At 66.9% G+C, this 14,013-nt stretch carries 10 protein-coding genes; 9 read left to right on the top strand and 1 reads right to left on the bottom strand.

Going from position 1 to position 14,013, the window contains the following annotated elements:
* Positions 1-94: 94 nt before the first annotated feature.
* On the top strand, positions 95-1,072 hold the full coding sequence (locus DOM33_RS07445; RefSeq protein WP_162617923.1) for a D-2-hydroxyacid dehydrogenase family protein: 978 nt from the start codon (positions 95-97) through the stop codon (positions 1,070-1,072).
* A gap of 122 nt (positions 1,073-1,194) precedes the next feature.
* On the opposite strand, the gene DOM33_RS07450 is transcribed toward DOM33_RS07445, so the two are convergent.
* Complete coding sequence (locus tag DOM33_RS07450; protein ID WP_110667255.1) at positions 1,195-1,905, bottom strand: glutathione S-transferase N-terminal domain-containing protein; 711 nt, start codon at positions 1,903-1,905, stop codon at positions 1,195-1,197.
* 229 nt (positions 1,906-2,134) lie between these two features.
* On the opposite strand from DOM33_RS07450, the gene DOM33_RS07455 reads away from it, so the two are divergent.
* The 8 genes from DOM33_RS07455 (at position 2,135) to DOM33_RS07490 (ending at position 14,010) form a co-directional block, all read left to right on the top strand.
* Entirely contained in the window at positions 2,135-4,486 is a 2,352-nt protein-coding gene (locus tag DOM33_RS07455) for an FdhF/YdeP family oxidoreductase (RefSeq protein WP_110667257.1), read from the top strand.
* Positions 4,487-4,850: 364 nt separating this feature from the next.
* Positions 4,851-6,548: an L-lactate permease gene (locus DOM33_RS07460; protein WP_110667260.1), complete on the top strand. Its 1,698-nt coding sequence runs from the start codon at positions 4,851-4,853 to the stop codon at positions 6,546-6,548.
* Positions 6,549-6,879: 331 nt separating this feature from the next.
* Positions 6,880-8,379 (top strand): glycolate oxidase subunit GlcD, encoded by a 1,500-nt coding sequence (glcD, locus tag DOM33_RS07465; RefSeq protein WP_110667624.1) that lies wholly within the window; start codon positions 6,880-6,882, stop codon positions 8,377-8,379.
* A gap of 86 nt (positions 8,380-8,465) precedes the next feature.
* Positions 8,466-9,596 carry a glycolate oxidase subunit GlcE gene (gene glcE, locus DOM33_RS07470; protein WP_110667262.1) on the top strand — a complete coding sequence of 377 codons (1,131 nt, stop codon included), beginning with the start codon at positions 8,466-8,468 and terminating at the stop codon, positions 9,594-9,596.
* Positions 9,597-9,630: 34 nt separating this feature from the next.
* The gene (gene glcF, locus DOM33_RS07475) at positions 9,631-10,962 is read left to right on the top strand and encodes a glycolate oxidase subunit GlcF (protein ID WP_110667264.1); all 1,332 of its coding nucleotides are present in this window, start codon (positions 9,631-9,633) and stop codon (positions 10,960-10,962) included.
* Positions 10,963-11,005: 43 nt separating this feature from the next.
* Entirely contained in the window at positions 11,006-11,407 is a 402-nt protein-coding gene (locus tag DOM33_RS07480) for a GlcG/HbpS family heme-binding protein (RefSeq protein ID WP_110667266.1), read from the top strand.
* Between the two features lie 257 nt (positions 11,408-11,664).
* Positions 11,665-13,071 (top strand): Na+/H+ antiporter NhaC, encoded by a 1,407-nt coding sequence (gene nhaC / locus DOM33_RS07485; protein ID WP_110667269.1) that lies wholly within the window; start codon positions 11,665-11,667, stop codon positions 13,069-13,071.
* A 27-nt stretch (positions 13,072-13,098) separates the two neighbouring features.
* Entirely contained in the window at positions 13,099-14,010 is a 912-nt protein-coding gene (locus DOM33_RS07490) for an aminotransferase class IV (RefSeq protein WP_110667271.1), read from the top strand.
* The last annotated feature ends 3 nt before the right edge of the window (positions 14,011-14,013 follow it).

A 14,013-nucleotide genomic window follows, 5' to 3' on the forward strand; every position in this document is an offset into this window, starting at 1 on the left:
CGGGCCACCGGGCGCTCGACAGCCGTGAGCCAACGTGCCAACAATGAAGCGCTGCATCGACGCCTTGCCGGTGCATTCACGCGAGGGGCCCGCCATGTCGATAACGGTTACCGTGCTGGATGACTACCAGGGCTGCTGCGCCTTTCTGGATGCCGCCTGCGAACTCGACGGCAGCGGTGTCCGGCTCGACATCGAGCACGAGCACCTCCCCGCCTCGGCACTGGCCGCGAGGCTTGCCGAAAGCGACGCGATCATCCTGATTCGCGAGCGCACCCGGCTCGACCGCGACCTCATCGGCAAACTGCCGCGACTCAAGCTCGTCGTGCAGACAGGGCGGCTCGCCGGCGCGGTGGATCTCGAGGCGTGCGAAGAGCGGGGTATCGCCGTTCGCGACGGCGAGGGCTCGCCCGTCGCCCCCGCCGAACTCGCCTGGCTTCTGATCATGGCCGGCTCTCGCCGCCTCGGCGGCTATCTCGACCGCCAGCGCCGGGGCGAGTGGCAGCGCACCACCGCGCAGCTCGAGACCGAATCGCTGGGGCACGTGGTCCACGGTCGCACGCTGGGCATCTGGGGGCTGGGACGGATCGGCAGCCGGGTCGCAGGCTACGCGCAGGCCTTCGGCATGCAGGTAATCGCCCACGGCCGCGAGTCCAGCGCCGGGCGCGCCTTCGAGCTGGGCCTCGAGTACGAGCCGGACCGTCAGCGCTTTCTGGCCCGCTGCGATGCGGTCAGCCTGCACCTCAAGCTCAACGACGCGACCCGCGGCATGATCGGTGCGGCGGAGCTCGCCTCGATGCGCGCCGATGCCCTGCTGGTCAACACCAGCCGCGCCGAACTGATCCGAAGCGGCGCCCTGCTCGACGCCCTCGACGCCGGTCGCCCGGGGGCGGCGGCGCTCGACGTCTTCGAGAACGAACCCGACGGCGCACGAGCCTACCAGGGCCACCCGCGGGTTCTCGCCACCCCGCACATCGGCTTCGTCGAACGCGACACCTTCGAGCACTACTTCGCCACCGCCTTTCGTCAGGTTCGAGAGTTCTTCGCCCCGCACGAACGGCGAGAGGACCACTGACCCGCCGCAAGCGTCGCTTGCGCCCTCTCGTCTCCCCTCTTCCCAGGCTCGACATCTCGACACCTGGATACGAAAAACCCCGGCCGAACCGGGGTTTCGTCATCACCGAAAAAGCGCGGCGATCAGCCGGCGTGCCCGCTCTCGATGTCGGCGACACGGGTAGCCTCGCGACCGACCCCGCCGTGAAGATCGAGGATGCGCTCGAACCACGCATGCACGGGGTCGGTATGGGCAACGAGTTCAGTGGTCGAGCAGATTCGCGCCCACATGAACACGCCGGCCACCAGGTAATCCGCAGCGCCCGCCTCGTCGCCGTCCAGAAACGCCGACTCCTCGAGACGTCCGCGCATCGGCGCGAGCGCCGTATCGAGCATCGCAAGCCCCTGCTCGGGTGAGTGCATCTCTTCGAGCGTGCAGCCGAAGGCCTTCTCCCGAGAGGTGCGGAAGTACTCTCGATCGTCCGGATGCACCGCGTTGAAAACGTCCATCAGGATGGTGCGCACGATACCCGGCGCCAGCGAGCGCTCGGCGTAGTGCTTGAAGAACCGCGCCCGCGCCTCGGCGGTCTCGTCACCCAGCAGCGGCCGCTCGGGGTAGACGCGATCGAGATAGCGCAGAATCTCGTAGCTGTCGGTGACCGTCTCCTCGCCGTCCACCAGCACCGGCACCTTGGACTGCCCGGAGAAGGCGATCGCCTCCTTGTCGGTGAACTTCCATGGCAGGAAGTCGCAGTCGAGCCCCTTGTGGGCGAGGGCGAACTTCACCCGCCAGCAGTAGGGCGAAAAACGCAGCCGCTCGTCGCGACCGCACAGATCGAACATCTTGCGCGCCATATCCGGCTTCTCCCTGGTTGAAGTCGAATCAGCATGTGCAAGGTTCTCGCCCGACGTCAAACCCGCGCGGCGTTCTCGTATCGGCCCTCGTCGTCGAATTCGACTTCGGATCTCCCGGCGAGATTGCGATTGCGTTGCCATACTTGTCTCGAACGCGGGCCCTGCGTGGTTACGCGACCTCACCGGCACCGGGGGCCTGCCGGCCAAGAGAATCAGGGAGAAGACGATCATGGCGCATGAACTGAAGGACGACGAACTGCACGGCAAACAGGGCGAGCACGACGCCCCCGGCGGCGGCTGGCAGTCGGTTCGCGCGACGGAGCAGCACTTTCTGCGCGAAAAGGTGCCGTTTGTCGGCAACAGCCTGATGCTGAAGATCAACACGCCCAACGGCGGCTTCGAGTGCCCCAGCTGCGCCTGGCCGAACCCGCAGAAACCCGGGCCCGCGGAGTTCTGCGAAAACGGCGCCAAGGCCGTCGCCTGGGAGACGACCAAGGCACGCACCACGCCGGAATTCTTCGCCAAGCACACGCTGACGGAGCTGCTCGCCTGGTCGGATCACGAGCTGGAAAAACAGGGCCGACTGACGCACCCGATGCGCTACAACGCCACCACTGACAAGTACGACCCCGTCGACTGGGCGACCGCCTTTCGCGAGATCGGCAAGGAGGTGGCCGGCCTCGATCCCAAACGGGTCGAGCTCTACACCTCGGGGCGCACCTCCAACGAGGCGGCGTTTCTGTGGCAGCTCTACGGTCGCATGATCGGCACGCACAATTTCCCTGACTGCTCCAACATGTGCCACGAGACCACGACCGTGGCGCTACCCCAGAGCATCGGTGTGGGCAAGGCGACGACCACGCTCGACGATTTCGAGCACGCCGACTGCATCTTCATCTTCGGCCAGAACGCCGGCACCAACAGCCCGCGCATGATGGGACTGCTGCACGAAGCGCGGCTGCGCGGCGCCGAGGTGATCACCTTCAACCCGCTGCGCGAACGGGCGCTGGTGAAGTTCGCCAACCCGCAGACGCCCAAGGACATGCTGACCAATCACGGCGTGCCGATCAGCTCGCAGTATCACCAGGTGCGCATCGGCGGTGACATCGCCGCGATCCAGGGCATGTGCAAGCACATCCTGGCCGTCGACGACGAGGCCCGCGACAACGGTGGCGAGCGGGTCATCGATCACGACTTCGTGCAGATGCACACCCAGGGCTTCGACGCTTTCGCCGACCACTGCCGCGCGCTCTCGTGGGAGCGCATCGAAAGCTACAGCGGTCTGACCCGAGTGGCGCTCGAGGAAGCGGCACAGGCGTGGATACGCGCCGAGCGCGTGATCTGCTGCTGGGGCATGGGCATCACCCAGCACATTCGCGGCGGCGACAACGTCCACCAGATTCTCAACCTGCTGCTGATGGGTGGCCACATCGGCCGTCGCGGCGCCGGCGCCTGCCCGGTTCGCGGCCACTCCAACGTGCAGGGCGACCGTACCGTGGGAATCTTCCACAAGTCCGGCGAGGCGTTTCTGTCGAAGATGGACGAGGTCTTCGGCATCGAATGCGAGCGCGAACACGGCCACGACGTCGCGCTCTGCTGCGAGGCGATCCTGCGCGGCGAGGTCGACGCCTTTCTCGGCATGGGCGGCAACTTCTTCCGCGCCATCGCCGACCAGGCGCGCATCGCCCCGCACGTCGAGAACATCGGGCTGACGGTGCAGATCGCGACCAAGCTCAACCGCAGCCACCTCATTCACGGCAAATCGGCCTACCTGCTGCCGGCGCTGGCGCGTACGGAGAAGGACGTGCAGGCGGGCGTCGAGCAGACCATCACCATCGAAGACGGCATGTGCAACGTGCAGGGCTCCAAGGGCCAGATCGAGCCGGCATCACCGCAGCTGCTCTCGGAGATCGCCATCGTCGCGCGTCTCGGCAAGGCGACGCTCGACCCCAACGCCAAGGTCGACTGGGAGTGGCTCGCCGAGGACTACGCGCGCATTCGCGACAAGATCGAAGCGACGCAGCCGGACACCTTCTACGACTTCAACGCCCGGCTCGCCGCCGAGGGCGTGTTTCATCTGGACATCGCGGCCCGCGATCGCATCTGGAACACCGAGTCCGGCAAGGCGCACTTTCTGTTTCCCGAGGGACATCTGGCCGAGGACGCGTCCCAACCGGGCGATGACCACTTTCAGCTGCTCTCGATCCGCGGCCACGACCAGTTCAACACCACCGTGTACTCCTATGACGATCGCTACCGCGACATCTACGGCACGCGCATGGTGCTGATGATGAACCCCAGGGACATCGAGAAGCACGGCTTCGAGGCCGGCAATCGGGTCACCCTGCGCGCGGTGGCCAGCGACGGCATCGAGCGCCACGTCTCCGGGTTCAAGATCATCGCCTACGACCTGCCCGAGAACTGCCTGGGTGCCTACTATCCGGAGGTCAACGATCTGATCTCGGTGGATGACCGTGACGCCCAGAGCAACACCATCGCCGGCAAGTCGATTCCGGTGAGACTCGAGTTGATGTCCACCGAGGAGGTCGAGGCGGACACCGGCATGCTCGCCTCCGCCTGACCCCTCACCGGTCCGGCGCCGCGCTTGCGCTTCATCGACCCGACGCCGCCGAGGTTTCCCGCCTCGGCGGCGTCGTCCATTGGTCGCAGCGACGGCGCGCTGCAGCCCCCGCCCGCCCCATCGACCCCCTCCTAAAGCGTCGACAAGACAATCACTTAGCGACGCACCATTGATCTTCTAAGCCAAAAGTTTGCCCTACGTCTCCGCGTTGGCAGCCGCGCCCCCTGTGGTTATCTTCCGAGCGACGCCGCCTCGCTCGGCCGTCGTCGCATTCGGTCGCCGAGTCGTCGACCGTCGCGACCGACACCGTCCGAGTGCCGGCACCTTGCACGAGTGCTCACAACAACGACTCAGGGCTTTCGACATGAACTCGACGCTACTGTCACTGCTGGCCTTTTTCCCCTTGGTACTGGCGGGGGTACTGCTGATCGGCTTTCGAACGCCGGCACGTATCGCCATGCCGGTCGTCTTCGTGGTGGCGGTACTGGTGGCGCTGCTGGCCTGGGACATGACCGCGACGCGGGTGCTGGCCTCGACGCTCCAGGGGCTGATCCTGACGATTGCGCTGCTGTGGATCATCTTCGGCGCGATCCTGCTGCTCAATACGCTCAAGTACTCCGGCGGCATCATGGCGATCCGCAACGGCTTCTCCGGGATCAGCCCGGACCGGCGCGTCCAGGCGCTGATCGTCGCCTGGCTGTTCGGCTGCTTCATCGAGGGCGCCTCCGGGTTCGGTACCCCCGCCGCGGTCGCCGCGCCGCTGATGGTGGCGCTGGGCTTCCCCGCGCTGGCGGCGGTGGTGGTCGGCATGATGCTGCAGTCGACGCCGGTCTCCTTCGGCGCCGTGGGCACGCCCATCGTGGTCGGCGTCACCGGCGGCGTGAATCAGGTGGGAATCGCCGAGCAGCTCGCCGCGGACGGTTCGAGCTGGGAGACCTACTTTCGCCTGATCACCTCCGAGGTCGTCGTCACCCACGGCATCATCGGCGTGTTCATGCCGCTGATTCTGGTCACTGTCATGGTGCGCTTCTTCGGCGCCAACCGCTCCTGGACCGAAGGACTCTCGATCACCCCGTTCGCCCTGTTCGTCGGCGCCTGCTTCGTGGTCCCCTCGATGCTCGTCGGGGTTCTGCTGGGGCCGGAATTTCCCTCGCTGCTGGGCGGACTGATCGGTCTGGCCATCGTCGTGCCGGCCGCGCGCAAGGGCTTTCTGCTGCCCAAGGACACCTGGGACTTTCCCGAGCGCTCGCTGTGGCCCAAGGAGTGGATCGGCACGCTCGAGATCAAGGTGGAAGACGTGGCAGGCCGTGCGCCGATGTCGACCCTGATGGGCTGGGTGCCCTACGTGATCGTCGCCGCGCTGCTGGTGATCTCGCGCACGGTGCCGGCGGTCAAGGCCGGGCTCTCCTCGATCAGCACCGGCTGGAGCGACATTCTGGGTGAAGCCGGCATCTCCGGCAGCATCGAGTGGCTCTACCTGCCGGGCGGCATCATCCTGATCGCGGTCATCGCGACCATCTTCCTGCACCGCATGCGCGCCGCGCAGGTCAAGGCGGCGTTCGCCGAATCCTCCAAGGTCATCTTCGGCGCCGGCTTCGTGCTGCTGTTCACCATTCCGATGGTGCGCATCCTGATCAACTCCGGCGTCAACGAATCCGACCTGGTGTCGATGCCGGTGGCCATGGCCCAGCTCGTGGCCGACGGTGTGGGCGGAATCTACCCGCTCTTCGCGCCGGCGGTCGGTGCGCTCGGCGCCTTCATCGCCGGCTCCAACACCGTCTCCAACCTGATGCTCGCCGCGTTCCAGTTCAACGTCGCCGAGGTGCTGGGCTTCTCTACCGCGATGATGGTCGCGCTGCAGGCAGTGGGCGCCGCCGCCGGCAACATGATCGCCATCCACAACGTGGTGGCCGCCTCCGCCACCGTCGGCCTGCTCGGCCGGGAGGGCACGACGCTGCGCAAGACCATTCTGCCGACGCTCTACTACTGCCTGTTCGCCGGCATCATCGGGCTGCTGGCGTTCTACGTCTTCGGCTTCACCGATCCCTTGATGGGCGGCTGAGCCGTACCCGTCTCGCCATCACGCTGCATCGCCATCACGCTGCATCGCCATCGGTCCGGCTCCCCGCCGGGCCGATGGCGTTTCATGGGCGCCATTCGTTGCGCTTGGCGCGTACTTGTCGGCCCATCGTTTCCGGTGCGTGTCTTCCCGCGCGTTTTTTTCGGCCCTTCGACGGCTCGCCTCTTTCGACGCGGCTTCTGGGGCCGCGCGGATCGGCTCTTGGCCTATTGGCTAATAGTCCCCACGGCGGCGCTTACCCAGAATGGAAGCGACCGTGGAAATCGCTTCCACAAAGTGCGTCGACCGCGATGAGGCCGACGAGGAGACGATCATGGAGCTGCTCTTCGATGAGCGAATCGACGGCGAAATCGCGACCGTCGACCGCGCCGCCCTGATGGCGGCGGTCCACGCCGTGGCACCGGATCTCGTGCTGCTCGACCGGGAGGAGGATCTGCGCCCCTTCGAGTGCGACGGTCTCTCGGCCTATCGCACGCTGCCGATGCTGGTCGCCATGCCGGCGACGCTGGCCGAGGTGGAGTCCTTGATGCGGGTCTGCTTCGAGCATCACGTGCCGGTAGTGACCCGCGGCGCCGGCACCGGCCTCTCCGGCGGGGCGCTGCCGCTTGCGAAGGGCGTGCTGCTGGTGATGTCGCGCTTCAACCGCATTCTCGAACTCGACGCCGATGCGCGCATCGCCCGGGTCCAGCCCGGCGTGCGCAACCTTGCCATCTCCGAGGCCGCGGGCCCTCACGGGCTCTACTACGCGCCGGATCCGTCCTCGCAGATCGCCTGCTCCATCGGCGGCAACGTCGCCGAGAATGCCGGCGGCGTGCACTGTCTCAAGTACGGTTTGACGGTACACAACGTCATCGGCGTGGAGATCGTGACCATCGAGGGCGAGCGGATGACGCTCGGCGGCGAGACGCTGGATACCCCGGGCTTCGATCTGCTGGCGCTGTTCACCGGCTCCGAAGGGATGCTCGGCGTGATCACCGAGGTCACCGTCAAGCTGCTGCCGAAGCCGGAGGTCGCCCGGGTGCTGATGGCCTCGTTCGACGACGTCGAGCGCGCCGGGCGGGCGGTAGGCGACATCATCGCAGCCGGCATCATTCCCGGCGGGCTCGAGATGATGGACAACCTGGCGATCCGCGCCGCCGAGGATTTCGTCCACGCCGGCTACCCGGTGGAGGCCCAGGCGATTCTACTGTGCGAGCTGGACGGCGTGGAGGCGGATGTCCGCGCCGACTGCGAGCGAGTTCGCGCACTGCTGGAAAACGCCGGGGCGACGGGCATTCAGCTCGCTCGCGACGACGCCGAGCGGGCGCTGTTCTGGGCCGGACGCAAGGCGGCCTTTCCTGCCGTCGGTCGCATGTCGCCGGACTACTACTGCATGGACGGGACCATTCCTCGGCGCGAGCTGCCGCGGGTGCTCAAGGGCATCGATGACCTCGCCGAGCACTACGGGCTGCGTGTCGCCAACGTCTTCCACGCCGGCGACGGCAACCTGCATCCGCTGATCCTGTTCGATGCCAACCTCCCCGGCGAGCTCGACACGGCGGAGGCGCTCGGCGGCGAGATCCTCTCTCTCTGCGTCGAAGCCGGCGGCACCATCACCGGTGAGCACGGCGTCGGCCGCGAGAAGCTCAATCAAATGTGCACGCAGTTCGCCCCCGACGAGCTGACGCACTTCCATAGCGTCAAGCACGCCTTCGACGAGCGCCGGCTGCTCAACCCCGGCAAGAACGTGCCGACCCTGGCGCGCTGCGCCGAGCACGGCGCCATGCACGTTCATCAGGGCCAACTTTCTCATCCGGAATTGCCGCGGTTCTGACGTGAACCGATGACGCTCGGCGTCTTCATCGTCAGCCCTGGGCCGAGCCGCGGGCGATAGCGCCCAGGCGGATACAGGAGCCACTCATGGCACATCTGCAGGACCGACGCCCGGCGTTCACCGAGCCGGGAGAACCCGGGCCGACGAAGGATACCGGCCAGGACGCTAGCGCGGCGCTGATCGACACGGTCTCACGCGCCGCGCGCGAGCGAACGCCGCTGCGCATCGTCGGCGGTGGGACCAAGGCATTCCTGGGGCGCCGAGTCGAGGCCACACAAGCCGTGGAGCTGCGAGACCACGCCGGCATCGTCCACTACGACCCGGTCGAACTGATCGTCACCGCGCGGGCGGGGACACCGCTTGCCACCCTCGAACGCGTGCTCGACGAGAGCCATCAGCGGCTCGCCTTCGAGCCGCCGCACTTCGGCGGGGCGGCAACGGTCGGCGGCATGGTCGCCGCCGGGCTCTCCGGCCCGCGCCGCCCGTGGGCCGGCTCGGTGCGCGACTTCGTTCTCGGCGTGCGCGTCATCACCGCCGAAGGCAAGCACCTGCGCTTTGGCGGCGAGGTGATGAAGAACGTCGCGGGCTACGACCTGTCGCGGCTGATGGTCGGCGCTCAGGGCACGCTCGGCGTGATCACCGAGGTGTCGTTCAAGGTACTGCCGCAACCGGTCGCCGCCGCCCGGCTGCGGCTGTCGCTCCCGTTCGAAGACGCCTGCCAGCGGCTGGTCGAGTGGGGCCGCCAGCCGCTGCCGATCACCGGCGCGGCGTTCGAGGCCGGCACGCTGCACGTGCGCCTGGAAGGGGGCGAGGGCTCGGTGGAATCCACCCGCCGGCACATCGGCGGCGAGGCGGAGGCGGCGGATTTCTGGGCCGATCTGCGCGAGCACCGCTTGCCGTTCTTTCGCGGCGACGACCCGCGCCCGCTCTGGCGGCTATCGCTACCGGCCCGGGCGCGCCTGCCGGCACTCGACGGCGACTGGCTGGTCGACTGGGGCGGCGTCCAGCCCTGGCTTCGCAGCGACGAGAGCCCCACGCACGTTCAGGAAGTGACGGCCGCCGTCGGTGGTCACGCCATCCGCTACACGCCGACGGCCGACAACGTCTCGCCGCACCCGCCGCTACCCGCGGTGCTCGACAAGTATCACCGACGGCTCAAGGCACGCCTCGACCCGGACGGCATCTTCAACCCCGGCAGGCTCTACGCCGACTGGTGAACCGGTCGGCGGTAGCCGCGTCTCAGGAGGGTTCATGCAGACTCGATTTTCCGACGCTGCCCGCGAGCAGCCGCACATCCACGAGGCGGACCGCATCCTGCGGACCTGCGTTCACTGCGGGTTCTGCAACGCCACCTGCCCGACCTACCAGCTGCTCGGTGACGAGCGCGACGGGCCGCGCGGACGCATCTATCTGATGAAGGAGCTGCTGGAGAGCGAGCCCGACGACGAGCGGATCACCCGCGAAACGCAGCTCCATCTCGACCGCTGCCTGACCTGTCGCAGCTGCGAGACCACCTGCCCTTCCGGCGTCGAGTACCACAAGCTGCTCGACATCGGCCGTGCCGAGGTGGAGCGCCGCGTCGGCCGCGCCCCGCGCGACCGCGCGCTACGCTTCGGGCTGCGTACCGCACTCGCCGAGCCACGCCGCTTCCAGGCGCTGCTGGCGCTGGGCCAGACCTTCCGCCCGCTGGCCCCCGTGGACATTCGCGACAAGATTCCCGCCCGACGCAGCCACGCGCATCGCCGCCCCGCGCCGGATCGTCATCCGCGCCAGATGCTGATTCTCGAAGGGTGCGTCCAGCCGGGGCTCGCCCCCAACACCAACGATGCCACGGCGCGCGTCCTCGATCGTCTGGGAATCGGCGTGCGCGGCGTCGAAGAAGCCGGCTGCTGCGGCGCGCTCGATTTCCACCTCAACGCCCAGCAAGCCGGCCGGGCGCGGATGCGCGCCAACATCGACGCCTGGTGGCCGTGGATCGAGGGCAACGGCGAGGCCGGCGCCACCGGCGATGGAGTCGAGGCGATCATCCAGACCGCCAGCGGCTGCGGCGCTTTCGTCAAGGAGTACGGCGAGATGCTCGCCGACGACCCCGAGTACGCCAGGAAGGCCAGGCGGGTGAGCGCGCTCGCCAAGGATCTGGTCGAGGTGCTGCGCGAGGAGGATCTCGAGACGCTGACCGACAGCTCGGACCGGCCCGGCTCGCGGCTGGCGTTCCACTGCCCCTGCACCCTGCAGCACGCCCAGAAACTCGGCGGCGCGGTGGAGAAAGTGCTCACGCGGCTGGGGTTCGATCTGGCCCCGGTGGCGGACGCCCATCTCTGCTGCGGCTCCGCCGGCACCTACTCGGTCACCCAGCCGACGCTTGCCAACCGCCTGCGCGATAACAAGATGGACGCGCTCGAAGCCCACGGGCCGGAGACCATCGTCACCGCCAATATCGGCTGCCAGACCCATCTGAATGGCGCCCACCGTACGCCGGTTCGCCACTGGATCGAGCTGGTCGACGAAGCGTTGACACCCCGTGAGCCGCTACACTCGCAGACACCCCAAACCGGGACCAAGAACGCCGCCGCCTCGGCGTGAGCACGACACCCCGATCCCTCCACACGCAGCCAAGAGAGTTTCCATGCAGACCAAAGCCACACTCGAACTCACCGACGTCAACGCGATTCTCGATGCGGCCCAGGCCGAAGCCCAAGCCCAGGGCTGGGCGGTGACCATCGCCGTCGCCGACGACGGCGGCCATCTGCTGGCCCTGCGCCGCCTCGACGGCGCCTCGCCGAACAGCCCCAGCATCGCTACCGAGAAAGCGCGCAACGCCGCCATCGGCCGCAAGGAAACCCAGGTCTTCGAAGAGATGATCAACAGCGGCCGCACCGCCTTCGTTACCGCGCCGATGAAGGCCCTGCTCGCCGGCGGCGTGCCGGTGATTCACGACGGCCAGGTCATCGCCAGCGTTGGCGTCTCCGGCGTCAAACCCGACCAGGACGTGCAGGTCGCCAAGGCCGGCGTCAAAGCGATCGGCTAGGTCCGCTCGCCATAGTGGGAGCGGGCCCTCCTGCTGTCACGCCTGTTTCGACGGTTACGACCGCTCTCCCCACGCTCCCAGCTTCTCTCTCCAGCGGCCGCTCTCGGCCGCTTTTTTTCGTCTCGACGCTGACCGATCTCGACGGCCCAAACGCGCGTGCGCTCATCGAGTACCGCTTGAACCCGGCTATTTGTATGCTGTATACAATTTGGAGCGACACGACGACATAACAAGCTCAAGAACGCTCGAGGTGTGAAATGACTTCACGGAACGCCCGACCACCGGGGCCCGGTGCCCTCTGTCTGATTCTCGCCAGTTTCGCCGCCATCATGTCGACGGTGCTGATCCTCAAGATTCCCGTGGCGCTGGCGCTCTTTGCCGCCTGGTTCGCCATGTTCGCGATCGGCAAGGGATTGGGGCACGCCTACGACTCGCTTCAGCAGGGTGCGCTCGATGGAATCCGCAGCGGGCTCGAGGGCGTTCTGATCATCGTGACCGTCGGTGCCCTGATCGGGGGCTGGATCGCCGGTGGCATCGTTCCCAGCGTCATCTATTACGGCGTGTCGCTGATCGACCCCGCCTGGTTCCTGCCGGCGGCGTTTCTGATCTGCGGTCTCACCGGGTTGGTCACGGGTACGTCCTTCGGCGCGGTCGGCACCATCGGGATCGCCATGATGGGCATCGGCCACGGTTTCGAACTGCCGCTGCCGGTCGTGGCCGGCGCGGTCATCTCCGGCGCCTACGTAGGCGACAAGCTCTCGCCGCTTTCCGATACCACCGTGCTGACGGCCTCCATCTGCGAAGTGCCGCTGATCGAGCACGTGCGCTCCATGCTCTACACCGGCGTGCCCTGTGTGAGCCTGGCGACGATCGGTTTCGCCATCGCTGGCAATCACTTCTCCAGCGCCGACTACGACATGCAGCAGGCCGATGCGGTGATGGCCCAGCTCGACACACACTTCTCGATCTCGCTCTGGCTGCTGCTGCCCATCCTCGCCACGCTGGTGCTGCTGGCCCTGCGCAAGCCGGCGCTGCCGGTCATTGCCATCGGTGCCGTACTCGGCGTCACCTGCGCCTGGGTGGTTCAGGACAGTACGCCGCTGCAGGCCGTCACTGCCCTCTATGCCGGCAATCAGGGCGACTACGGCGACGGCTACCTCGCCAGCATCCTCAACCGCGGCGGCATGGTGTCGATGCTGCCGGTGATCGCCATCGTCATCTTCGCGCTGGGTCTCGGCGGGCTGATGGAACGCCTGGGCGTGCTGGAGACGATCGCCAACGCGCTGACGAAGATGGTTCACCGCAGCACCGGTCGACTGACGCTTGCGACCATGGCCTGCGGTTTCTTCGGCACGATCTTCGGCGGCGCGGCGTACGTGGCCATCTTCACGGCGGCGTCGATGACTCGAAACATCTACGACCGCCTCGGCCTGCAGCGCACGGTGCTGTCACGCAACGTCGAGGCCGGCGGCACGCTCTCCACGCCGATGATTCCCTGGACCAGCGGCGCCGTCTTCATGGCGACCACCACCGGTGTCGCCACCGCCGACTACCTGCCCTTCCTCTGGTACCACTGGCTGGTGATGGCGTTCTCGCTGCTCTATGGCTTCACCGGGTTTGCCATGTGGCAACGCCCGCAGACCGACGCCGAACCCGCTCGCTGATTCACCCGACTTTCTGGAGACACCCGAATGACCCATACCAACGGCAGCTCGCAATCCTACGTCGCCGACTCGCGCAACGAAGACGTCATCGTCTACGTCGACGGCGAATTCAAACCCAAGAGCCAGGCGACGGTGTCGATCTTCGACAGCGGTTTCGTGCTGGGTGACGGCGTGTGGGAAGGCATTCGCCTGGTGAACGGCAAGCTGGTCGCACTCGATCAGCACATGAAGCGCCTCTATCAGGGGGCGGCCTCGATTTCGCTGGATATCGGTGTCACCCGCGACGAGCTGGTAGGCCTGATCCAGGAGACGCTGGCCAAGAACGACATGACCGACGGCGTGCACATTCGCCTGATGGTCAGCCGCGGCCTCAAGACCACGCCCAATCAGGACCCGCGATTCCTGCTCGGCAAGGCGACCATCGTCATCGTTGCCGAGCACAAGGTGATCGACAAGGCGGCCAAGGCGAAAGGCCTTGCGCTGTTCACCTCGACCTTCCGCTGCAGTTCGCCGGACGTGTTCGATCTCAGGCTCAACTCCCACAGCCGGCTCAACTTCATTCAGGCCCTGATCCAGGCGATCAACGCCGGGGCCAACGAGGCGCTGATGCTCGACCCCCACGGCTTCGTCGCCAGCTGCAACTCCACCAATTTCTTCATCGTCCGCGATGGGGAGCTGTGGACCTCCACCGGTCGCTACAACTTCAACGGCATCACGCACAAGACGGTCATGCGCCTGGCCCGCGACAACGGCATCGTCGTGCGCGAGACCGACTTCACCCTGGCAGAGACCTATACCGCCGATGAGGCTTTCGTGACCGGCACGCTTGGCGGTCTGACACCGGTCTATCAGATCGACGGGCATGCTATCGTGAACCCTCAGAGCGAAAGCCTGACGGCGCGTCTGGCGGCGCTCTACGACGCCTACCTGCACGCCTGAGGA

The sequence above is a fragment of the Salinicola halophilus genome (assembly GCF_003206155.1).
GTDB classification, from domain to species: domain Bacteria; phylum Pseudomonadota; class Gammaproteobacteria; order Pseudomonadales; family Halomonadaceae; genus Salinicola; species Salinicola halophilus.

Bases quoted from the DNA above. Each gene is read 5' to 3' on its own strand.
- DOM33_RS07460 (WP_110667260.1), top strand. From the start codon at position 4,851: ATGAACTCGACGCTACTGTCACTGCTGGCCTTTTTCCCCTTGGTACTG.
- glcD (WP_110667624.1), top strand. From the start codon at position 6,880: ATGGAGCTGCTCTTCGATGAGCGAATCGACGGCGAAATCGCGACCGTC.
- DOM33_RS07480 (WP_110667266.1), top strand. From the start codon at position 11,006: ATGCAGACCAAAGCCACACTCGAACTCACCGACGTCAACGCGATTCTC.
- DOM33_RS07490 (WP_110667271.1), top strand. From the start codon at position 13,099: ATGACCCATACCAACGGCAGCTCGCAATCCTACGTCGCCGACTCGCGC.
- DOM33_RS07445 (WP_162617923.1), top strand. From the start codon at position 95: ATGTCGATAACGGTTACCGTGCTGGATGACTACCAGGGCTGCTGCGCC.
- nhaC (WP_110667269.1), top strand. From the start codon at position 11,665: ATGACTTCACGGAACGCCCGACCACCGGGGCCCGGTGCCCTCTGTCTG.
- glcE (WP_110667262.1), top strand. From the start codon at position 8,466: ATGGCACATCTGCAGGACCGACGCCCGGCGTTCACCGAGCCGGGAGAA.
- glcF (WP_110667264.1), top strand. From the start codon at position 9,631: ATGCAGACTCGATTTTCCGACGCTGCCCGCGAGCAGCCGCACATCCAC.
- DOM33_RS07450 (WP_110667255.1), bottom strand. From the start codon at position 1,905: ATGGCGCGCAAGATGTTCGATCTGTGCGGTCGCGACGAGCGGCTGCGT.
- DOM33_RS07455 (WP_110667257.1), top strand. From the start codon at position 2,135: ATGGCGCATGAACTGAAGGACGACGAACTGCACGGCAAACAGGGCGAG.